General features: G+C 63.9%; 20 protein-coding genes. 16 read left to right on the top strand and 4 right to left on the bottom strand.

Annotated elements, in window-relative coordinates; genetic code table 11:
- Positions 1-95: 95 nt before the first annotated feature.
- Complete coding sequence (gene trxA, locus ACFZAI_RS19975; RefSeq protein ID WP_006218534.1) at positions 96-422, bottom strand: thioredoxin TrxA; 327 nt, start codon at positions 420-422, stop codon at positions 96-98.
- 328 nt (positions 423-750) lie between these two features.
- Here trxA and parE point away from each other — a divergent pair, with 328 nt between their 5' ends.
- From parE to ACFZAI_RS19995, 4 genes are all read left to right on the top strand, one after another.
- On the top strand, positions 751-2,712 hold the full coding sequence (gene parE / locus ACFZAI_RS19980) for a DNA topoisomerase IV subunit B (protein ID WP_391568573.1): 1,962 nt from the start codon (positions 751-753) through the stop codon (positions 2,710-2,712).
- Positions 2,712-3,302, top strand: a complete 591-nt coding sequence (locus tag ACFZAI_RS19985; RefSeq protein ID WP_391568574.1) for a YcxB family protein — start codon at positions 2,712-2,714, stop codon at positions 3,300-3,302. The genes parE and ACFZAI_RS19985 overlap by 1 nt, the downstream gene beginning before the upstream one ends.
- A gap of 44 nt (positions 3,303-3,346) precedes the next feature.
- Positions 3,347-5,677: a DNA topoisomerase IV subunit A gene (gene parC, locus ACFZAI_RS19990; protein ID WP_391568575.1), complete on the top strand. Its 2,331-nt coding sequence runs from the start codon at positions 3,347-3,349 to the stop codon at positions 5,675-5,677.
- Between the two features lie 113 nt (positions 5,678-5,790).
- Positions 5,791-6,990, top strand: coding sequence for a DUF418 domain-containing protein (locus ACFZAI_RS19995; RefSeq protein WP_391568576.1), 1,200 nt, complete (start codon positions 5,791-5,793; stop codon positions 6,988-6,990).
- Positions 6,991-6,998: 8 nt separating this feature from the next.
- Here the strand turns inward: ACFZAI_RS19995 and ACFZAI_RS20000 are convergent, their stop codons facing one another.
- Together ACFZAI_RS20000 and ACFZAI_RS20005 are read right to left on the bottom strand one after the other, a co-directional pair.
- Positions 6,999-8,339 carry an aspartate aminotransferase family protein gene (locus ACFZAI_RS20000; protein ID WP_391568577.1) on the bottom strand — a complete coding sequence of 447 codons (1,341 nt, stop codon included), beginning with the start codon at positions 8,337-8,339 and terminating at the stop codon, positions 6,999-7,001.
- A gap of 61 nt (positions 8,340-8,400) precedes the next feature.
- Positions 8,401-9,333: a MurR/RpiR family transcriptional regulator gene (locus ACFZAI_RS20005; protein ID WP_391568578.1), complete on the bottom strand. Its 933-nt coding sequence runs from the start codon at positions 9,331-9,333 to the stop codon at positions 8,401-8,403.
- 260 nt (positions 9,334-9,593) lie between these two features.
- Between ACFZAI_RS20005 and ACFZAI_RS20010 the strand changes: the two genes are divergently transcribed.
- The 6 genes from ACFZAI_RS20010 to ACFZAI_RS20035 all read left to right on the top strand — a co-directional run bounded on the left by ACFZAI_RS20010 (position 9,594) and on the right by ACFZAI_RS20035 (position 14,571).
- The gene (locus ACFZAI_RS20010) at positions 9,594-10,145 is read left to right on the top strand and encodes a MarR family winged helix-turn-helix transcriptional regulator (protein WP_391569169.1); all 552 of its coding nucleotides are present in this window, start codon (positions 9,594-9,596) and stop codon (positions 10,143-10,145) included.
- Complete coding sequence (gene ectA / locus ACFZAI_RS20015) at positions 10,142-10,702, top strand: diaminobutyrate acetyltransferase (RefSeq protein WP_054427417.1); 561 nt, start codon at positions 10,142-10,144, stop codon at positions 10,700-10,702. The genes ACFZAI_RS20010 and ectA overlap by 4 nt, the downstream gene beginning before the upstream one ends.
- 125 nt (positions 10,703-10,827) lie before the next feature.
- Positions 10,828-12,135 (top strand): diaminobutyrate--2-oxoglutarate transaminase, encoded by a 1,308-nt coding sequence (gene ectB, locus ACFZAI_RS20020; protein WP_391568579.1) that lies wholly within the window; start codon positions 10,828-10,830, stop codon positions 12,133-12,135.
- A complete protein-coding gene (locus ACFZAI_RS20025) occupies positions 12,132-12,536 on the top strand; it encodes an ectoine synthase (protein ID WP_054427419.1) in 405 nt (134 codons plus the stop codon). The genes ectB and ACFZAI_RS20025 overlap by 4 nt, the downstream gene beginning before the upstream one ends.
- Before the next feature lie 15 nt (positions 12,537-12,551).
- Entirely contained in the window at positions 12,552-13,478 is a 927-nt protein-coding gene (thpD, locus tag ACFZAI_RS20030; protein ID WP_054427420.1) for an ectoine hydroxylase, read from the top strand.
- A 220-nt stretch (positions 13,479-13,698) separates the two neighbouring features.
- Positions 13,699-14,571 carry an MOSC domain-containing protein gene (locus ACFZAI_RS20035; RefSeq protein ID WP_391568580.1) on the top strand — a complete coding sequence of 291 codons (873 nt, stop codon included), beginning with the start codon at positions 13,699-13,701 and terminating at the stop codon, positions 14,569-14,571.
- 77 nt (positions 14,572-14,648) lie between these two features.
- On the opposite strand, the gene sugE is transcribed toward ACFZAI_RS20035, so the two are convergent.
- Positions 14,649-14,966, bottom strand: coding sequence for a quaternary ammonium compound efflux SMR transporter SugE (gene sugE, locus ACFZAI_RS20040; protein WP_391568581.1), 318 nt, complete (start codon positions 14,964-14,966; stop codon positions 14,649-14,651).
- 213 nt (positions 14,967-15,179) lie between these two features.
- Between sugE and panD the strand changes: the two genes are divergently transcribed.
- The 6 genes from panD to ACFZAI_RS20070 all read left to right on the top strand — a co-directional run bounded on the left by panD (position 15,180) and on the right by ACFZAI_RS20070 (position 22,180).
- Positions 15,180-15,548, top strand: coding sequence for an aspartate 1-decarboxylase (gene panD / locus ACFZAI_RS20045; RefSeq protein ID WP_039883066.1), 369 nt, complete (start codon positions 15,180-15,182; stop codon positions 15,546-15,548).
- Between the two features lie 70 nt (positions 15,549-15,618).
- Positions 15,619-16,665 carry a CDP-6-deoxy-delta-3,4-glucoseen reductase gene (locus ACFZAI_RS20050; protein WP_391569170.1) on the top strand — a complete coding sequence of 349 codons (1,047 nt, stop codon included), beginning with the start codon at positions 15,619-15,621 and terminating at the stop codon, positions 16,663-16,665.
- A 178-nt stretch (positions 16,666-16,843) separates the two neighbouring features.
- On the top strand, positions 16,844-18,100 hold the full coding sequence (locus ACFZAI_RS20055) for a D-amino acid dehydrogenase (protein ID WP_391568582.1): 1,257 nt from the start codon (positions 16,844-16,846) through the stop codon (positions 18,098-18,100).
- Between the two features lie 4 nt (positions 18,101-18,104).
- Positions 18,105-19,445, top strand: a complete 1,341-nt coding sequence (locus tag ACFZAI_RS20060) for an extracellular solute-binding protein (protein WP_391568583.1) — start codon at positions 18,105-18,107, stop codon at positions 19,443-19,445.
- Positions 19,446-19,670: 225 nt separating this feature from the next.
- A complete protein-coding gene (locus ACFZAI_RS20065; RefSeq protein ID WP_391568584.1) occupies positions 19,671-20,582 on the top strand; it encodes a TcpQ domain-containing protein in 912 nt (303 codons plus the stop codon).
- Complete coding sequence (locus tag ACFZAI_RS20070; RefSeq protein ID WP_391568585.1) at positions 20,579-22,180, top strand: hypothetical protein; 1,602 nt, start codon at positions 20,579-20,581, stop codon at positions 22,178-22,180. The genes ACFZAI_RS20065 and ACFZAI_RS20070 overlap by 4 nt, the downstream gene beginning before the upstream one ends.
- The last annotated feature ends 1 nt before the right edge of the window (position 22,181 follow it).

The following is a 22,181-nucleotide window of genomic DNA, read 5'->3' on the forward strand; positions in this document are numbered from 1 at the left end:
GTAAAGGAGGGTTCTGGCGGCGCGCCACGGACGGGCTCGCGCGGTATTGAATGAGCGCCGCCCTCGGGGCGGCGCCTTCGTTCACAGCACGCAGTTTACAACGCGCCGTCCAGGAATGCGGTGAGTTGCGACTTCGACAGCGCGCCAACTTTGGTGGCGGCGGCTTGGCCGTCTTTAAAGAGCATAAGGGTGGGAATGCCGCGGATGCCGTACTTGGTGGCGGTGCCCTGGTTTTCGTCCACGTTCAGCTTCGCGATCGTCAGGCGACCCGCGTACTCGGTGGCAACTTCTTCCAGGATCGGGGCAATCATCTTGCAGGGGCCACACCAGGCAGCCCAGTAGTCCACCAGCACCGGCTGGCCGGATTTCAACACATCGGCATCGAAGCTCGCGTCACTGACGTTCTTGATTTGGTCGCTCATGATGGTGATTCTCGGTTCGGCAGCAAAAGGCGCGTAAAAAGGGACGCGCCTTGCCGTTGTTCTTGTTTGTGGAATGGGCTAAAGCATACCACTGTCAATAACAACAGGCATACCACTGTTAATAACAACAGGGTTTGCTGGTTTTGTGTAGGATGTTGCGGCGCAGTTGATGTGATTCGGGCGGTTAATCCCGGGCACGCTGACTGTGACTTGTCATCATCCTACCGAATTCGGTGTTGGTCAGGTCGTGCGCATCCCACTGGGAGCCGCGCAGAATCTAGGCTTATCCGTAAAATGTCGGTTTTTTTCCACAGATGTTGGGGATAACTTGGCCACTCCACGTTACACCGAGGCGTCCATTCGCGTCCTGAAGGGGCTGGAGCCCGTGCGCCAGCGCCCGGGCATGTACACCCGTACCGAAAACCCGCTGCACGTTGTGCAGGAGGTTATAGATAACGCCGCAGACGAGGCCTTGGCCGGCTACGGCAAACAGATTCAAGTCACGCTGCATCTTGATGGCAGCGTGTCCGTCGAGGATGACGGACGGGGCATTCCCGTCGGTCTGCATCCTGAAGAAGGCGCGCCCGTGGTGGAGCTGGTCTTCACCCGGCTGCATGCGGGCGGCAAGTTCGACAAGGCGGGCGGGGGCGCGTACGCGTTCTCCGGCGGCCTGCACGGCGTGGGCGTTTCCGTCACCAACGCGTTGGCGACCCGGCTGGAAGTCGTGGTCTGGCGCGATGGCGCCGTGAACCGCCTGGTGTTCAAGGGCGGCGACGTAGCCGAACCCCTGGCGCCTTACGACCAGGGCGGCCGCAAGAAATCGGGCACCCGCGTGCGCGTCTGGCCGGATGCCAAATATTTCGACAGCCCCAACATTCCGCTGGGCGAACTGACGCACCTGTTGCGCAGCAAGGCGGTGCTGCTGCCCGGCGTCAAAGTGACGCTGGTCAATGAGAAAACCGGCGACACCAAGACCTGGCAGTACCAGGACGGCTTGCGCGGCTATCTGGCCGAAGCGCTGTCTGGCGCCGAGCTCATGGTGCCGTTCTTCGAAGGCCAGCAATACGCCGGTTCCGACCACGAGAACTTCGCCGAAGGCGAGGGCGCGCAGTGGGTGGTGGCCTGGACCGAAGACGGCAACGCCGTGCGCGAGTCCTACGTCAACCTGATCCCCACGCCGGCTGGCGGCACGCACGAATCAGGCTTGCGTGAAGGCCTGTTCGGCGCGGTGAAGGGCTTTGCCGAACTGCACAGCCTGTTGCCCAAGGGCGTGAAGCTGCTGCCGGAAGACGTGTTCGCCCGCGCCAGCTTCGTGCTGTCGGCCAAGGTGCTCGACCCGCAATTCCAGGGCCAGATCAAGGAACGGCTGAACAGCCGCGACGCCGTGCGTCTGGTAGGCGGCTTCTCCAAGAGCGCGCTGGATCTCTGGCTGCACAGCAATGTGGAGTTCGGCAAGAAACTGGCCGAGCTGGCCATCCGTCAGGCGCAGGCGCGCCAGCGTTCCGCGCAGAAGGTCGAAAAGCGCAAGAGCTCTGGCGTGGCGGTGTTGCCCGGCAAGCTGACCGACTGTGAATCCAGCGATGCGACCCGCACCGAGGTCTTCCTGGTCGAGGGCGACTCGGCAGGCGGTTCCGCCAAGATGGGACGCGACAAGGAATTCCAGGCCATCCTGCCGCTGCGCGGCAAGGTGCTGAATTCCTGGGAAGTCGACCGCGACCGACTCTTTGCCAACAACGAAATCCATGACATTTCCGTCGCGATCGGCGTGGACCCGCACGGCCCGGGCGATTCCCCGGACCTGTCGGGCTTGCGCTACGGCCGCATCTGCATCCTGTCCGATGCAGACGTCGACGGTTCGCATATTCAGGTGCTGCTGCTGACGCTGTTCTACAAGCACTTCCCGAAGCTGGTTGAAGCCGGGAACGTGTATGTGGCCAAGCCGCCGCTCTTCCGCCTTGACGTGCCGGCCCAAGGCAAGCGCCCGGCCCGCAAGATCTATTGCCTGGACGAGGGCGAGCTCGAGGCCGCGCAGGACAAACTGCGCAAGGAAGGCGTGCGCGAGGGCGCCTGGTCGGTCAGCCGATTCAAGGGCCTGGGTGAAATGAACCCCGAGCAACTGTGGGAAACCACGATGAATCCGGACACGCGGCGGCTGTTGCCCGTGGGCTATGGGGATCAGACGCCTGAAGACACCACCCGCATGTTCGACATGCTGATGGGCAAGGGCGAATCGTCACAGCGCCGCGCCTGGATCGAAGAAAAGGGCAACCTGGCGGAGCTTGATATCTGATGACGTCCGCCACGCCCCCCGCCCGCATGACCGTCGACATGACCGCCGACGATTATGCGGAGTTCGCTGCTTATGTGTATCGGCGCCCCGAGCTGCGCCGCCGCCGCTACCGGTCGCACTTGCGATTCGGGGTCTTGATGATCGTGGCCTTGCTGGCCTATCTGATCTGGCAGACCTGGGATGGCAAGGGGCCGAACTGGGGGCAGTTGCTGCCCGTGTATTTCCAGGGGCTGGCGGTGGGGCTGGGCATTCTGGCCCTGCTGGCGCTGGCATACGAGTTCGTGTTGCCGCCGCTGGTGCGCATGAACACGCGGCGCATGCTGAAAAAGCAGCCCGACGACCTGTTCCTGGGCCGGCATCAGCTGGACTTCGGCCCCGAGGGCATTTCGGACTCCACCGCCACGGCATCCGGGCGCATGGAATGGTCTGATATTCGCCGGGTCGAAGAGACGCCGCAGCACCTGTACGTCATTCTGGGCACCTTGCAGGGCGTGATCATTCCCAAGCGCGGCCAGGACGCCGCGACGTTGGCGGCGGTGCGCGCCCAGTTGCGCGCGCATGTCGCCGATACGCAGCTGGCGCCCGCTTGAGGCGCTTTGACGCCGTTTCAATGAATTTGTCTATCTGAATAAACATGACCGACAGCAATCAACCCGGCTTGTTCGACCCCACCCCGCCCGATGGCGATGGCGATGCCAATGCCGCCATCACGCTGGCGCGCTACGCCGAACAGGCCTATCTGGACTACGCGGTTTCCGTTGTGCGCGGCCGCGCCTTGCCCGATGTGGGCGACGGGCAAAAGCCCGTGCAGCGCCGCATCCTGTTCGCCATGCAGGCGATGGGGCTGGCCGCTGGCGCCAAGCCGGTGAAGTCCGCGCGGGTCGTGGGCGACGTGCTGGGTAAGTACCACCCGCACGGCGACCAGGCCGCCTATGACGCCATGGTCCGCATGGCGCAGGACTTTTCGCTGCGCTATCCGCTGATCGACGGCCAGGGTAACTTCGGTTCGCGCGACGGCGACAACGCCGCCGCCATGCGATACACCGAAGCGCGTCTGACGCCGATCGCCAAGCTGCTGCTGGACGAGCTGGACGAGGGCACGGTGGATTTCGTGCCCAACTACGACGGCAGCCAGGAAGAACCGCAGATGCTGCCCGCCCGCCTGCCCGTGATGCTGCTGAACGGCGCATCGGGCATCGCGGTCGGCATGGCCACCGAGATTCCGCCGCACAACCTGCGCGAAGTGGCGCAGGCCTGCGTGGCGCTGATCAAGCAGCCGCAACTGCCGGACGCCGAACTGCACGCCATGATTCCCGGCCCTGACTTCGCCGGCGGTGGCCAGATCATCACGCCCGCGGCCGATATCGCGCAGATCTACGGCGTGGGCCGTGGCTCGCTGAAGGTGCGTGCGCGCTGGACGTTCGAAGAAATGGCGCGCGGCCAGTGGCAACTGGTAATTACCGAACTGCCGCCCGGCACGTCGGGCCAGAAGGTGCTGGAAGAGATCGAGGAAATCACCAACCCGAAGGTCAAGTCCGGCAAGAAGAGCCTGACGCCCGAGCAGACGCAGGCCAAGGCCGTGATGCTGAACCTGCTGGACGCCGTGCGCGACGAATCGGGCAAGGACGCGGCGGTGCGCCTGGTGTTCGAGCCGAAGACTTCGCGCGTGGACCGTGACGAATTCGTCAACACGCTGCTGGCGCAAACCAGCATGGAAAGCAGCTCGTCCATCAACCTGGTGTGCATCGGCACCGATGGCCGGCCGCGCCAGAAGGGCCTGCGTGACATCCTGGTCGAGTGGGTGGCGTTCCGCACCAACACGGTGGTGCGCCGCACGCGCTTCCGCCTGGATAAGGTCACTGACCGCATCCACGTGCTGGAAGGCCGCATGCTGGTCTATCTGAATGTGGACGAAGTCATTCAGACGATCCGCGAATCTGATGAGCCGCGCGCAGCGCTGATGGAACGCTTCAAGCTGTCTGAGCGCCAGGCCGAAGACATTCTGGAAATGCGTTTGCGCCAGTTGGCCCGTCTTGAAGGCTTCAAGATCGAGCAGGAACTGGCCGACAAGCGCAAGGATCAGGTTTCGCTGCAAGAGCTGCTGGACAACCCGGCCACGCTCAAGCGCCTGCTGATCAAGGAAATCGAGGCGGACGCCAAGCAGTACGGCGACGAGCGCCGCACGCTGATTGAAACCGCCGAACGCGCCGTGCTGGAAACCAAGGTGCTGGACGAGCCGGTGACGGTGGTGGTGTCGCAAAAGGGCTGGCTGCGCGCCCGCCAGGGCCATGGCCACGACGCCGCGCAATTCGGCTTCAAGCAGGGCGACGACCTGTACGGCGCCTTTGAATGCCGCACGACGGACACCCTGATCGCTATGGGCGACAACGGCCGCGTGTATTCCGTGCCGGTCGCCGGGCTGCCTTCGGCGCGCGGTGACGGCCAGCCGGTCACCACAATGATCGACCTGGAATCCGGAACGCGCATCGTGCACACCATTGCTGCCGCACCGGAATCCCGCTGGCTGCTGGCCACGCGCAGCGGCTATGGCTTTGCGGCCAAGCTGTCCGACATGGTCAGCCGCCAGCGCGCGGGCAAGCAGTTCATCACGCTGGAAACGGGCGATGAAATGCTGCGCCCGGTGCCGTTGTTCGACGGCGCCACGCAACTGGCGCTGCTGTCGGCCAAGGGCAAGTTCCTGGTCTTCGGCCTGGACGAGTGCAAGTCTTTGTCCGGCGGTGGCCGCGGCACCATCCTGATGGGCCTGGACGCGTCCGACCATCTGGAACAAACCGTGCCGATTGGCGCCCGGGGCCTGCGCGCCACGGGCATCTACCGCAACAAGCTGACCGAAGATATTCTGGCGGGCGATGCGCTGGCGCCGTATGTGGGCAAGCGCGCACGCAAGGGCCGCCAGCTGGATGTGCGTCCGAAGCAGCCGGTGCTGTCGCCCGTGCTGGGGTAATGCAACAAGCCACGGGCGTGGGATGACCCGCGCTCGTGGCGGTCTGCGCTGATGAATCTGCTGTTATCAATCGCCTGTTTTGCTATGGATACGTCAATGCGAAAGGGGCGCGCATGATCGCCAACGAGCCGTCCGGCCGCCTGGCCCACGTGGATGCCCTGCGAGGCTTTGCGCTCTTCGGCATCCTGATCGTGAATATTGGCGTCTTCTCGTCGCCGTTCTATGGCGCGGGCATCGCCGACCCGAACTACTCGCGGCCCGTGGACCTGGTGGTGCGCTGGCTGATCGCCTTGCTGTTCGAAACCAAGTTCTATCTGCTGTTCTCGTTTCTCTTCGGGTACAGCTTCACCTTGCAAATGTCGGCCGCCGAGCGCAGCCACGCCGCGTTCAGCCCCCGCTTTTTGCGGCGGCTGGCGGGGCTGGCAGTACTGGGCGCGGCGCATGCCGTGCTGTTCTATCAGGGCGACATCCTGCTGACCTACGCCTTGCTGGGCCTGGGGCTGCTGGCGTGCCGGGGCATGCCGCCCCGGCGTGCGTTGCGCGCGGCGCTGTGGCTGATCGTGCTGGCCGCAACGGTCTGGGGCATTCTTGGCCTCTTGAGCTTTCTGGACCCTGTGCAAGCGGATTACACGGCGCAATACAAGGCGGATGCGTTGGCGTCCATTCTGGCGTACCGCGGCACCATCGGCTCGACGATCGCGCAGCACCTTCATGAGCTGACCACGTCCGTGTGGTTCATGGTCTTGTTGGTGCAGGGGCCATTTGTCTTCGCGATGTTCCTGGCCGGTTTGGCGCTGGGCCGGCGCAACGCGCTGGCTGATCCCTGGCGGCAGCCGCGCGTGTTGTGGCTGTTGTGCGCGCTGGGGCTGGCGCCCGGTCTGGCGGGATCGGCGCTGTATGCCACCACGTCGCTGCCATCTGCGGGCGCGCAGTGGGAACTGCCTGGGCTAGCGGCCGATCTTCTGACCGCGCCGCTGTTAAGCATGTCTTACGCGGCCTTGTTCCTGCTGGCGATCCGCACACGGGCCTTAGGGGGCTTGGGGCGCTGGCTGGCGCCGGCCGGGCGGATGGCGCTGAGCAACTATCTGATGCAGTCGGTCATTTGCGCCTTCTTGTTCACGGGATGGGGCTTGCGCCTGTTCGCCTCCCTATCGCCCTTGGCGACCTTCGGCATTGCGGTGGCGATCTTCGCCGCGCAGTTGCCGTGGTCCGCCTGGTGGTTGCGGCACCACGCCTATGGCCCGGTGGAATGGTTTCTGCGCGCGCTCACCATCGGGGCGTTGCCACCCTGGCGGCGAGCGCGCGCAGTCTGATCACGCGGTCAGGCGCGCGTCTGCGCAATGGCGGCGTCGATTGCGCCCGCCAAGCGTTCGGTCAGTTGGTCCAGTTCGTCGTCGGAAATGATGAAGGGCGGGGCCAGCAGCACGTGGTCGCCGTGGCGGCCGTCGATGGTGCCGCCCATCGGGTACACCATCAGGCCGCGCGCCATGGCTTCGCGCTTGATGCGCGCGTGCAGCGTCAATGCCGGATCAAACGTTTGCTGGGTGGCGCGTTCTTGCACCAGCTCTACGCCCATGAAGAGACCGCGGCCGCGGATGTCGCCCACATGCGGATGCGCGCCCAGCGCGTGCTCCAGTCGGTGACGTAATCCCGCGCCTTGTGCGCGCACGCGCGCCAGCAGGTTGTCGCGGCGGATGACGTCCTGCACGGCCAGCGAGGCGGCGCAGGCAATGGCATGGCCCAGATACGTGTGGCCGTGCTGGAAAAAGCCGCTGCCTTGCTGCATGGCGTCCACGATGCGCTGCTGCGCCATCACGGCGCCGATGGGCTGATAGCCGCCACCCAGGCCTTTGGCGATGGTGATGAGATCGGGCACGATGCCTTCCTGCTCCACCGCGTAAAGCGTGCCGGTGCGGCCCATGCCGCACATCACTTCGTCGGCGATCAACAGCACGCCATGGCGGTCGCAGACCTCGCGGATGCGGCGGAAGTAGCCCGGCACTGCCGTGACGGCGCCGGATGTTGCGCCCACCACAGGTTCGGCCACAAACGCCATCACCGTGCCAGACCCCAGCTTTTCAAAGGTCTGATCCAGCTCTTGCGCCAGGCGCTCGCCGTACTGTTCGGGGGTTTCACCGTCGCGCTGATCGCGATACGCATAGCAGGGCGAGACGTGTTCGACTTCGATCAGCAAGGGCGCGAACTGCGCGCGGCGCCACGCGTTGCCGCCCACGGCCAGCGCGCCCAGCGTATTGCCGTGGTAGCTCTGACGGCGCGCCACGATATGGCGGCGTTCCGGCTGGCCGATTTCCACGAAGTACTGGCGCGCCATTTTCAGCGCGGCTTCCACGGCTTCCGACCCGCCCGATACGAAGTACGCGTGCGAGATGCCTTCAGGCGCATCGGCCACCAGCCGGTCGGCCAGCTGTTCCGCGACTTCGGTCGTGAAGAAGCTGGTGTGGGCATAGGCCAGCGCGTCGATCTGCGCGTGCATGGCCGCCTGGATATCGGGGTGATTGTGCCCCAGGCACGACACCGCCGCGCCGCCCGATCCATCCAGATAGGCGCGGCCAGCGCTGTCGTGAATCCATACGCCCTGGCCGCGTACGGCGACAGGGGGCGTCTGGCGTAGGGAACGATGCAGGACGTGGGTCTGGCTCATAGGGATTCCGTAATGCAAGGGTTGGAGGTAAGAAAGCGGATGCGGTCGGCGCTAACGCGGATCAACTGCGCCGCCCGGAAGCCGGGCCGGTCCAATACACGTGGTCGGTACGCAGGCGCTGTTCGACTTCGGTCAGGCGGTTCAGCACGTCCGCGCCGCCGCGGGCGGTCAGGCGTGCAATCAAATGCTCGGCCAGCCCCAGCAGGCCGGCGGTGGTGTGAAAGAACGAGCCGGGGCCTTGGCGCGCGGGACGGGCTTGAACGCCGTCGCGGTCGGGCGGCGCGAACCGCAGCGTGTGACGGGCGTCCACGGCCAGCGGCGACAAGGGGTCGTCGGTCAATGCGATCAATGCAACGCCGCGCTGCGCCGCCTGGCGGGCCAGTTGCACGGTGGCGGTGGGGTAGGGCGCCTGCGAAATCACGATGAGCGCGTCGCCCGCCGCCAAATTGTCGGCCTGCTCGGCGGGCGCGCCGCCCAGGCCGTCGATCAGCACGCTGTTGCGGCGCACCAGCTGATACGCGTAACGCATCTGGAAGGCGATGCCGAACGCCGAGCGCGTACCCAGAAAGCCCACTTGGCGGGCGTCCAGCAAAGTCTGCACAGCGGCGTCGAACGCGGCGCCCGGGTTCAACGTGCACACCGAGCCCATGGCCTGGACCTGGTAGTCAGTCAACACATCGTGACCCGGCGTGGCAGGGTCACCCGCAGCGGCTTGCAGAGAGGCCGCGCGGTCGCGCAAGCCGGGGGCGCTTTGACCCGCCAGCGCTTGTTGGAACGGCTGACGAAAGGCTTCGTAACTGGAATAACCAATTGCGCGCGCCAGCCGAAGCATGGTGGCCGGCGCCACCCCCAACGCCTGCGCCTGCCGGCGCATGGACCACAGGCCGACTTCGGCAGGATGCGCCACCACCCAATGCGCCGCGCGTTGCAGCTCAGGCGGCAGGTGTTCCAGCTTTTCCTGCAAGGTGGAGATCAGGTCGGAAGGCAGGGGCATGGCTTGCGCCGTTAAGTAAAAAACAAATGATAGATCTGATTTCCTAAATAAAACATATGTTTTTTATTTGGGCTTTCCTCTCATGTCCAACCGCGGTTCCCGGGGACAAAGATGACAGCCGCAAGTCCAGTAATCCGGTAGTTATCTTCTGCAATTTCGTGTTTATTTATTTACATCGTGCGGGGGATTTTTGTTTGACTCGAATAAATCGGGCGCATATCATTCGTGTAGAAATGAATTTGACCGAACCCTTTTCTTCCATGACCAACGCCGCGAAATCTGATCCTTCACAGCAGTACGACCTGCGCATCTTGCGAGCCCTGCGCCGCATCACGCGTTCGATCGCCCTGCATTCGCGTCAGTTGTCCGCGGTCAGCCACATCACTGCGCCGCAGTTGATGTGTCTGCGCACGGTGATGGCCAACGGCCCGATGACGGCCACGGCCATCAGCCGCGAAATGCACGTCAGCCCGAGCACGGTTGTCGGCATCCTGGACCGCCTGGAAGACAAGGGCTTGATCCGTCGTGAACGCGGCCGCGAAGACCGCCGCATCGTTTTCGTCACGGCTACGGACGCCGGCCGCGAACTGGCGCAAGGCGCGCCGTCGCCGCTGCAGAAACACTTGGCCGAAGCCTTGAACGCGCTGCCCGAACTCGAGCAAGCCACCATCACGCTATCGCTGGAACGCATCGTGGCGCTGATGGAGCAAGAGGGGCAGGCAGTCGCCGCGGAAGCGCATAGCGACGTTTCGTCGCCCATCCTTGAAGTGCCCACGGGCGGGGCACCCCCAGAATCGGGAATCGTTGCATGAAGAAAAACGAACTGGATACAACTACTCTCTCAAGTGCCGTGGCGCCGGCGGTTCGCGCGCAGACCCATACGATGCGTCTGCCCAACCGAAAAGACGGCGCCGCCATTCACCGCCTCATTTCCGAGTGCCCGCCACTCGACCTGAATTCCCTCTACGCCTACTTGCTCCTGTGTGAGCATTTCAGCGACACCTGCGTCATCGCCGAAAGCTCCGGCGGACGTATCGACGGTTTTATCTCCGCTTATGTGATCCCGACCCGGCCCGACGTGTTGTTCGTCTGGCAGGTTGCGGTGCACGCCCGCGCACGCGGCCATCGGTTGGGCCGCGCCATGCTTCGTGAACTCTTGCAGCGCAAGGGGCTCGAGCATGTTCGTCATCTTGAAACCACGGTGGGGCCTGACAACCAGGCATCGCGCCGCAGCTTTACCGGCCTGGCCGGCGAGCTGGGCGCCCACGTTTCCGAGCAGCCGTTCTTCGACCGGCAATTGTTCGGGGGCGCGGACCATGACGACGAGATGCTGTTGAGGATAGGCCCGTTCGCATTGCCCGCCCCGTAAGGCGGCGCAACCCCAGCGGACTTATCGAAATACCGAGACGGCTTTACCTATCCGAATGCGTTTACGCATCCGGAGGGAGCTGGCCGTCTGTCAACTTATGAGATGAAAAAGGGAGGATTGATCATATGGACTTGAAAATCTTTGACCGGATGGAATCTGAGGTGCGGGGCTACATTCGGTCGTTTCCCGTGATATTCAGCCAGGCCCGGGGCTCGACGCTGATTGATGAAGACGGCGCCGAGTACATCGATTTCTTCAGCGGCGCAGGCACGCTGAACTACGGCCACAACAATCCTGTTCTCAAGGAAAAGCTGCTGGAGTATGTCCAATCGGACGGCGTCGTCCATGGTCTGGACATGGCCACCAGTGCGAAGAAGCGTTTCCTGGAGACGGTGGATCGCGTGCTGCTCAAGCCGCGCAACTGGCAATACACGCTGCAATTCACCGGCCCCACCGGCACCAATGCCGTGGAAGCCGCGCTGAAGATCGCGCGCCAGGTGAAGGGCCGCCCCAATGTGATTTCGTTCACGCATGGCTTTCACGGCGTCAGCGGCGGTTCGCTGGCGGTGACGGCCAACATGAAGTTCCGCGATGCCTCGGGCTACGCGCTGGGTAACACCACGTTCATGCCCTATGACGGGTACTTCGGGCCCGACGTGGACACAATGGCGTACCTGGAGCGCATGCTGGAAGATCCCAGCAGCGGCATGGACAAGCCCGCCGCCGTCATCGTGGAAACGGTGCAAGGCGAAGGTGGCGTCAACGTGGCGACGCTGCGCTGGCTGAAGGAACTGGAAAAGCTGTGCAAGCGCCACGACATGCTGCTGATCGTGGACGACATCCAGGTCGGCTGCGGCCGCACGGGCACGTTCTTCAGCTTCGAGGCCGCCGGCATCCGCCCCGACATCATCACCCTATCGAAGTCGCTGTCGGGCTTTGGTCTGCCGATGTCGCTGGTGCTGATGAAGCCCGAGCTGGACGTGTGGAAACCGGGCGCGCACAGCGGCACGTTCCGCGGCAACAACCTGGCTTTCGTCACGGCTACGCAGGCGCTGGAAACGTATTGGGCAAACACGGCATTCACCGCCGACATCCAGCGCAAGGAACGCACGGTGCGCGACTGGCTGGAAAACCTGGTCCACAGCTATCCCAATGCCGGCCTGTCGGTACGCGGCCGCGGCCTGATCCAGGGCCTGGTGTGCAACAGCACGCCTGCGTTGGCCAACCGCATCGCGCAACAGGCCTTCAAGAAGGGCGTCGTCATCGAAACGTCGGGCGCGCACGATGAAGTGCTGAAGCTCTTGCCCGCGCTGACGATCGAGGAAGACCTGCTCAGTAAGGGCCTGGACCTGATCGAGGCCAGCGTGGCGGAAGCGCTGGCTGAAGAAGGGCAGTCTGCCCGCATTCTGAAATTTGGAGGAAAACGTCAATGATCGTACGCAATGTCAAAGATGTGATCGGCACCGCCGACGAAGTTCGCACCGACACCTGGGTCAGCCGCCGCGTGCTGCTGAAGAAGGACGGCATGGGCTTCTCCTTCCACGAGACCACCATCTTCCCGGGCGGCCGCACGCACATCCACTACAAGAACCATCTTGAAGCGGTGTGGTGCATTGAAGGCGACGGCTCCATCGAGACCATCGCCGACGGCAAGAAGTACGACCTGGGTCCCGGCGTGGTCTACGCCTTGAACGAGAACGACGAGCACTGGCTGTGCGGCGGCAAAGAGCCGCTGCGCGTCATCTGCGTCTTCAACCCGCCGCTGACCGGCCAGGAAGTGCACGACAAAGAAGGCGTCTACGCCTTGCCTGAAGCCGAAGCCAAAGCGGCTTGATACAAGGAGGTTCGCATGATCTCACCTGCTCAGGACCCGTACGCCTCACGTACGGACCGAAGCTCCGCCATCATCTCCCGCCAGGACCCGGTGGTTTACGAAGACGGCAAATACGCCAGCGCCTTGTCCGGCGAGCAAGTCGGACAGTACGAGCGCGACGGTTTCCTCTTGCTGGAAAACCTGTTCTCGGAAGAGGAAATCCGCGCCCTGTCGTCCGAGGTCGAGCGCATGACGCGCGACCCGTCGATCATCCGGCGTGAGGAATCCATCACCGAACCCGGCAGCAATGCCGTGCGCTCGATCTTCATGGTCCACGTGCTGAATCCCGTGCTGTCGCGCCTGGTGCGCGACCCGCGGCTGGTCAATGTGGCGCGCCAGATCCTGGGGTCTGAGGTGTACATCCACCAATCGCGCGCCAACATGAAGCCCGGCTTCAAGGGCAAGGAGTTCTACTGGCACTCCGACTTTGAAACGTGGCACGTCGAAGACGGCATGCCGTCGATGCGCGCGCTCAGCTGCTCGGTGCTGCTGACCGACAACAACGAGTGCAACGGCCCCTTGATGCTGGTGCCGGGCTCGCACCGTCAGTTCATTTCGTGCGTGGGCGAGACCCCGAACGAGCACTACAAGCAGTCGCTGAAGAAGCAGGAATACGGCGTGCCGGACCCGGTCAGCCTGCAACTGCTGGTCGAGCAAGGCGGTATCCGCTCGATGACGGCCAAGGCCGGTTCGGTGGTGTTCTTCGACTGCAACACGATGCACGGTTCGAACAGCAACATCTCGCCGTGGCCGCGCGCCAATGTGTTCATGGTCTACAACAGCATGGAAAACACGCTGAACCCGCCCAAGTACGGGCTGAACCCGCGTCCCGAGCATATCGCCACGCGCAAGGGGTTCAAGGCGGTGACGCCGCTGGACACGCTAAAGCTGGTAGGCAGTTAAGGCGGGCGGGCAGTTTAGGCTGTCGGGCAGTTAAGGTCTGCTGCCTGATGGCGCCGAACGCAGCGCGGCCCGTGGGCCGCGCCGCAAACAAAACCCGGGTCCAGCCCGGGTTTTTTCATGCGCTCGGCCATCGAAAAAGGGGTGAGGGCGCACCGGGCTCTCTGCTATCCTCTCGCGGACAATTCCCGCCAAACCTTCTTCCTGCTGATCTTCCGCCGCCATGTCCGCTCGTATTCTCAGCTTGCACATTTACCCGATCAAATCCTGCGCCGGCATCGATCTTGCCGAGTCCCCGATCGACCGGGCGGGCCTGTCCTACGATCGGCGTTGGATGCTGATCAGCGAAGACGGCCAGTTCATGACCCAGCGCCAGTGGCCTGCGATGGCGCTGATCCGCACGGCGATCACCGCCCGCACGCTGCGGCTGTCCGCGCCGGGCATGGCGGACCTGGATATCGCGTTGGATGGGTCGGGCGTTGAGCCGGGGGCTGCGCCCGTGGCCGTCTGGAGCGACACGATCTCGGCTCAGCGCGAAAGCGCCGCAGCGGGGCAGTGGTTTTCCGAATTCCTCAAGACGCCGTGCCGCCTGTACAAGGTGGACCCGGCCGCGCAACGCAACGCCAAGCCGGACTGGGTGACGCGCTGGCTGGATGCGCATCCCGATCTGGCGGACGCATTCGGGGGCGAGCATTACTTTGGCTTTGCCGACGGCTTTCCGCTGTTGATCGCCAACCAGGCATCGCTTGACGACCTGAACGCCCGGCTGCAAGCCAAGGGCGTGGCGCCGGTTCCCATGGACCGCTTTCGCGCCAATATCGTGGTGCAGGGCGAATGGGAGCCTTTCGAAGAAGACCACACCGCGATGATCACGGCGGCTGGGGTACGCATGGCTTTCGTCAAACCCTGCACACGCTGCTCGATTCCCGACATCGATCAGCGTACCGCGCAGCAGAATGACGAGCCCGGCCGCACGCTGGCGGGCTATCGCAATTTGGAAATAGGGGTGGTGTTCGGCCAGAACGCCATTCTGGACGCGCCGGCCGGGGCGCGTCTGAAGGTCGGCGACGACGTCGAGATTGAACTGGATTTCTGATCGCGTAGCTTGGGGGGGAGCCGTAGCCAGTGCGCCCCGTCCAGACGGGGCGCTGACCTCGGCGCTTACTTCAGCGCTTACACCGAAGACAGTTTCAGGCCAACCAGGCCCAGCACGATCAGCGCCACGCTGGCGATGCGCATCCAGCTTGTGGATTCCCCAAACAGCACAATGCCGGCCACGAAGGCGCCGACGGTGCCAATGCCCACCCACACCGCATAAGCGGTGCCCAACGGCAGGGATTTCATGGCGACGGCCAACAGCCAGACGCTGATGGCCATGCCGCCCGCGGTAATCAGGGACGGCCACAAGCGCGTAAAGCCATGGGTGTACTTCAGGCCGACGGCCCAAACGATTTCAAACAGGCCTGCAAGTACCAGGATGATCCAGGTCATAGACGACTCCTACTGTTGCGCAGCCGGCGGGGAGCCGGCATTAAGGGGTCGTCCCCGGATAAAAAAACAGGCGGGTCGTTGACCGCGCGCAGCAACGGGCCGTCCCGCTGCGGCAAAAATTATAGAATACCGGCTTCCAACGGCAAAACCGGATGCCGGGCATCACCTTAGCAACACGTCGCGGACCGGACCGCGAACCAGGATATTTCTATCATGCAACGCATCATGCTGCGGGCAAAGCTGCACCGCGTCACGGTCACCGAAGCCGACCTTCACTACGAAGGATCTTGTGGCATCGACGAAGACCTGCTGGACGCTGCCGGCATGCGCGAGTTCGAACGCATCGAACTCTACAACGTCACCAATGGTGAACGTTTCGACACCTACATCATCAAGGCGGCCCGCGGCAGCGGCGCCATTTCCTTGAACGGCGCCGCCGCGCGCCGGGCTCAAGTGGGCGATCTGCTGATCATCTGCACCTACGGCCCGATGTCCGAAGAAGATTCCGCCAAGCACAAGCCGCAAGTGGTGCTGGTGGACGACGCGAACCGCGTCAAGGAAATCCGCAAGTTCCCGGCCTGAGGCCGGGCCGGGCACAGCGCCATCCAGGCCGAGCCGGATGGCGCTCTCCTTAACCCTGAACCGTTTCATCATGAGCTTCCAGGTCATCATTCAACCCAGCAAGCATCAATTCCCGGTCGAGCCCGGCCAGACTGTGCTCGACGGCGCCTTGGCCGCCGGCATCGTGCTGCCCTATAGCTGTCGCAACGGCGCGTGCTCCACCTGCAAGGGCAAAGTGGTGTCCGGGGAGTTCGACGCCGGGCAATATCCCGCCCAGATCCTGTCGCCCGAAGAACTGGCCGACGGCTACACGCTGTTCTGCCAGGCGCGGCCCGAGTCGGACATGGTGGTGGAATCCACCGAAGTCCGCCTGGCCAGCGACATCCAGATCCGCAAGCTGCCCTCGCGCGTGCAAACGCTGGAACGCGTGGCGCCCGACGTCACCGTGATCAAGCTGCAACTGCCGGCGTCCGAACAATTCCGCTATTACGCGGGCCAGTACATCGAAGTCATCCTCAAGGATGGCCGCCGCCGCAGCTACTCGATGGCGGGCGCGCCGCACACGGGCAGCCCGTTGGAACTGCACATCCGCCACATGCCGGGCGGCCTGTTTACCGACCACGTCTTCGGCGCGGGCGATACGCAGATGAAAGAGCGCGAAATCCTGCGTCTGGAAGGGCCGTTCGGTTCGTTCTTCCTGCGCGAAGATAGCGACAAGCCCATCGTGCTGCTGGCCAGCGGCACGGGCTTTGCGCCGGTGAAGGCCATCGTGGAACACATGATCCACAAGGGCATCACGCGTCCGGTCACGCTGTACTGGGGCGGCCGCCGCCCGCAGGACTTGTACATGGATGCGCTGGCGCAATCGTGGTCGGGCCAGTTGACCAACTTCACGTATGTGCCGGTCGTGTCGAACGCGTTGCAGGAAGATGGCTGGACGGGCCGCACGGGCTTTGTCCACGAGGCCGTCATGCAAGACATCGCCGATCTGTCGGGCCACCAGGTCTACGCCTGCGGCACGCCGTTGATGGTGGATGCCGCCCGCCGCGAATTCAGCGCGCAGAACGGCCTGCCAGCTGAAGAGTTCTACGCGGACGCGTTCACGTCCGAAGCCGACCTGGCGAAAGCCGCGTCGTAACTGGATAGCGCACGGATACGGGGGCGAATTCACAAGCTGAAAAGCTTGGTGACTTCCGCCCCTTTTTTATACGTAGGCGTAGGCAAATCGGCAAGGTAAACTGCCCTGGCAGCGGCTTGCCAAGGGCGGCGGACATCGGGTCCGCGAACCGATTTGGCACGCAAGGAGCAATGCGGGCATGAAAGTAGCGGTATTGGGTAGCGGCATTATCGGAATCTCCAGCGCCTGGTGGCTAAGCCAGGCCGGCCACGACGTCGTGGTCATTGATCGCTGCACCGGTCCCGCCCAGGAAACGAGTCTGGCCAATGGCGCGCAGATTTCCGTGTCCTATGCCGAGCCCTGGGCCAATCCCCAGGCGCCGCTGAAGCTGCTGAAATGGATGTTCCAGGATAACGCGCCGCTGCTGTTCCGTCCGCAGCTGGACTGGCGTCAATGGATGTGGGGCCTGGCCTTCCTGCGCGAATGCCTGCCCAGCCGCCTGGCGCCGAACATCCGCGCGATGGTCCGCATGGCCGAATACAGCCGCGCAACGCTGCGCAGCATGCGCGCCGAACTGGGCATCGAATACGACCACCTTGAACGCGGCATCCTGAATTTCTATCGCGATCCCCACGAATTCGAAAACTCGCAGCGCGCCGCCGGCCTGATGCGCGATTTCGGTGTCGAACGCCGTGTGGTCACGGCCGATGAAGTCATTGCGATTGAGCCCGCGCTGGCCCCGCACCGCCAGACCATCGTCGGGGGCGACTACACCCCCGAAGACGAAAGCGGCGACGTGCATCTGTTTACCGTGGCGCTTGCCGAACGCTGCGCCCGAGCGGGCGTCGAGTTCCGCTACAGCACGCGCGCGACGCGCCTGTTGACGCAGGGCGGCACCGTGCAAGGTATTGAAATCATTGAACCGGACGGCCGCTACGGCACCGTTTCGGCGGATGCCTATGTCGTGGCAATGGGCAGTTTCAGTCCGAACCTGCTGCGCCCGCTGGGCATCCCCTGCAATGTCTATCCGGCCAAGGGCTATTCGGCGACGTTTCCGGTTATCAAACCGGAAGCCACGCCCACGGTCAGCCTGACGGACAGCAGCCACAAAATCGTGTTTTCGCGCCTGGGCGACCGGCTGCGCATGGCGGGCACCGCAGAGCTGTCGGGTTATTCCCGCGGCCTGAACACCGGCCGTTGCGAAGCGTTGACGCACTTGGCGCAAGAACTTTTTCCCGACGCGCTCGATTTCGAGCGCGTCAGCTATTGGTCGGGCTTGCGCCCGTCCACTCCCTCGAACGTGCCCATCATCGGCCGCAGCCGTATCCCCAATTTGTATATCAATACGGGACACGGTACGCTCGGTTGGACGATGGGTGTTGGCTCGGGCCGGGCTTTGGCCGATCTGCTCAGTGGACGGCGGCCAGAACCGGAATTCCCTTTTCTTGGTCTGTGAACCTATGAAGAATCTGCAATTGGCGGGCGTTGCCCGCGCGATGTTCGCCAGCCGGCGTGCATGGGTATTTGGCGCCGCGATGGCCATCGCGGGTGTGGCGAATGCCGCCCCAGTGGAAATTCAAGTCTGGCACACGCTGTCTGACGCGAATAAGGCCGAGTTCGAAAAGCTGGCCAAGCAATACAACAAAGAACAGGACCAGGTCAGCGTCAAGCTGCGTGGGTTCAGCTCGCAGGACGCCCTGGAACAAGAAGCCGTCAGCGCCGTCAAGGCGAAGAAGGCGCCTAACCTGGTGCAACTGACCGACAACCACTCCCCGGAAGTCGTGGCCCAGCACAAGGCCATCCTGCCCATGCACGAATTGCTGGCCAAGTACCCGATCAAGGACCTGAATTGGTTTGTGCCGGCCACCAGCAGCTTCACGCGCGACAGCAAGGGCCGTCTGCTGGCGTTCCCCTGGATGGCGGAAATCCCGGTGATGTTCTACAACACCGCCGCCTACAAGAAGGCCGGTCTTGACCCCAACAATCCCGCTCGCACCTGGACCGGCCTGCAAGCCGAACTGCTGAAGCTGCGCGACGTGGCCGATATCGACTGCCCCTACGCCTCCAGCGATCAGGTCACGGTCCACCTGGAGAACCTGGCCCCGATCAACGGCCAGCAATTCACCACCAACAACAACGGCCTGGATGCCGTGACCAAGAAGAGCGCTGCGCCTGCCATGCAGTTCGACACGCTCTACATGCGTCACGTCTCGCTGATGGTCAGCTGGAAGCGTTCGCTGCTGTTCATGGCGCACACCGGCGACGCCTCGGCGGACAAGCTGTTCGCCAAGGGCGAATGCGCGGTGCTGACGGCGAACTCGGGCGCGTTCGGCACGTTCCTGAACACCAAGTCCCTGTCGTTCGGCGTGGCGCCGGTGCCTTACTACGATCAGGCCACGAAGTCCGCCGGCCAGCCGTTTGTGAGCGGTTCGGCCCTGTGGGCGCTTGAAGGCCGCCCGCAAGCCGAAGAAAAGGCCACCGCGCAGTTCCTGGCCTGGCTGTCCAAGCCGGTTGTGGCTGCCGAGTGGCATCAGCGCACGGGCTTCCTGCCGCTGACCGAAGCCGCGTTCCGCGCCTCGGACGTGTCGTTCTACAAGAGCATCCCGGGCGCACAAGCCGTGATCGCGTCGATGAGCAACCGTCCGGCCAGCAACAGCCGCGGCTTCCGCATGGCGAACTACAACCGTATCGAACCGGTGCTGAACCAGCAGTTGAACGATGCGTTTGAAGGCAAGGTGCCGCCCGTCTCGGCCCTGAACAACGCCGCGACGCAAGCGCGCTCCATCGCCGCGCAACGCTGATCGCACACGGCTGACCGGACGGCGTCCGCGCCGTCCGATTCGCCTGCAAGAACCCGGCCTCATGGCCGGGTTTTTTTTCGTCCCTGTTTTCATCCATAAGGCTCGTCAGGGCAGGGTGGATCAAAGCATCCATGCGTACATGCCAGTCTGGCGGGCAGTCTGCCCGTCGTCCACCATGCGCGGCATGCGTACTACTTCCGGTGCGCCCTTTGCTCGTGGTGAGGCATGGTTCGAATCTTCTTCCTGACGGCTGCGCTGTCCTGCCTGGGGGCCTGCACAAACGGGCCGTTCAATGGCGGCGTCAGGCCTTCCTGGTCAACCTCCGCGCCGGTTGCGCGGGCCTTCCGCTTTGACTGGCGCCTGTCGGGCGACCCTGCGGTCGCGCCGTTGCAAGTGTTCGACGACGGCAAGGATGTCTGGCTGCAATTCACGCCTGGCCAGGCGTTGCCAGCGATTTTCGGTGTGCGTGGAAATGGCGAGCACGCGCTGCCGTATGTGCGGCGCGAACCCTATGTCGTCGTGTCGGGCGACTGGCACGCGTTGCGGTTTCGCGGAGGGCGGCTGGCGGCGCGGGCCGAGCGGGATGGCGACGACGATGTCGCGGCGCAAGCGCCGGTGGATGCAGAGCCCGTGGTGCTTGAATCCGCGACGCCGCGCCAAAGCGTCAATGACCAAAGCGTCAATGACCAAAGCGTCAATGAACTGGCGTCCAACGGGCCGTTGCGCCCAGCTGTTCTGGCGGGTTCCCATTCAGACGAGCCCACAGCGCAGACGCCGGTCAGCGCTAACGCATCAACCGTTCTCTCCGCCCCGCAAGCGCCGTTGCCGGTTGCGGCCGCTCCGCGATATCGCGCCGCACCGCCAGACACCACCTTGCGCGGCGTGCTGGCGCGCTGGGCGGATAGTTCAGGTTGGACGTTCGCGCCGCAGCACTGGGCGGTCGACGTTGATATTCCCTTGTCCGCATCGGCGGACTTTGCGGGCGACTTCAAATCCGCCGTCCGTGAATTGCTGGGCGCCACAGAGCTGGCCGACCGGCCATTGCAGCCGTGTTTTTACGGCAATCAGGTGTTGCGGGTGGTGCCCTTGGCGCAGTCCTGCACACGCGCCGCCACGCCCGCGGGAGGGGGAGCATGATGTTCCGTCAAGGGATGCGCATCGTCGCGGGCGGGGTCGTGATCAGCATGCTGGGCGCTTGCGTGGCGTCGCAGCAGGCGGCGGAACTTGGCCGCAGCGCGAGCCAGCGCCACGCCACGCTTGCGGACCAGCATCAGGCATTTGCGAATGGCCTGACTGACCGCCAGGCACGAATCGCCGCGCAGGAAGTGGCCGCGCCTTGGCTGGCCGGCAAACCGCAGCCGTTGGCGCGCGACGTCACCTTGCCGCCCGCATTGCGTGAAAACGTGCCGACCACGCTGATGCTGGCTGAAGAAGCCGATCTTTCCACCTTGGCGCAGCGGCTGGCCGCTGCGACGGGTATTCCGGTGCGGGTCAAGCCCGATGCCTTGCTTGCGCTTGAACATTTCTTGCCGCGCCTGGCGTCGAATGCCAGCTTGCCCGTCCCCGCGCCCGCCCGTCTGGAAGTCCGCGATGGGCCATTGCCGCTTGCCGACTTGCTGGACGCATTGGCTGCCCGGTTCTCAGTGCATTGGCGCTATCAGCATCAAGCCATTGAGTTCTATCGCACGGAAACCCGGGTGTTCGACATGCGCGCGCTATCGCTTGCCAGTACGGTCGACATCCGGCTGGGCCGTTCGGGCAGCGACGACGGCGAAGGGTTCGAAAGCACGTCCAACACCACCTTGTCCGCCCGTGAGCACAACGCGTTAGCGGTATTGCGAGCCAACATCACCCCGTTCCTGACGCGCTCAGGTTTCGTTGCTGACGCAGTGGACGGCGCGACGGCGTTGGTGGTCACGGACACGCCTGAAGCGCTTGACCGTGTGGCGCTCTATCTCGACCGCGAGAACAAGGCGTTGACGCGCCGCGTGCGGCTGGTGTTTGAAGAGATCACCGTCATTGCCAAGCAATCGGCGTCCGGAGGCTTGGACTGGAACGCGCTTTACGCCGCCGCAGGCGCGTCGGCCCGCTTCGCGATGGGGGCGGTATCGGGCATAGGCGCGGCGGAGTGGGCTGGCGGCGTGGGCAGCGGGCCGTTCCAAGGGTCGCAGGCGGTGGTGTCGGCGCTAAGCACCATGGGCGCCATCGTCCGGCACAGCAAAGTCCCCGTACTGACCTTGAACCGCCGGCCCGTCACGCATGCAATCCGCACCACGTTTTCCTATATCGACCGGGTCCAGAGCACGTCGGTGCCGGGCGCAACGGCAGCCGGCGCCAATGGCTCGCTGCCCGCCGTGTCCATCAGTCAGAAGGAAGAAACCGTCGGCTCGTTTTTGACCTTGCTGCCCGATATCCAGGAAGACGGTCAGATCCTGCTGTCTGTTGCCTATGACAACGCGGTGGCGCATCCGCTGAAGACGATCACGTTCGGCGAACGCGGCAATCAGGTGCAAGTCCAGCAGATCACGATTGACGGCAACGGCACGGTGCAACAGATCGAACTGCGGCCCGGTCAGCCCGTCATCTTGTCGGGTTTCGACCGCCGGCAAGACCAGCACGATCGCCAACGGCTGGCGCCGGGCATGCCGCTGATCACGGGCGGGCAAGACAGTGCGGCGCAGGAGCGCGAGACCACGTTGATGCTGGTGACGGCGCAGGTCGAAGAAGGCTACTAAG

This window comes from Achromobacter sp. NPDC008082, from assembly GCF_042957345.1.
Lineage (GTDB): Bacteria > Pseudomonadota > Gammaproteobacteria > Burkholderiales > Burkholderiaceae_B > Achromobacter > Achromobacter kerstersii_A.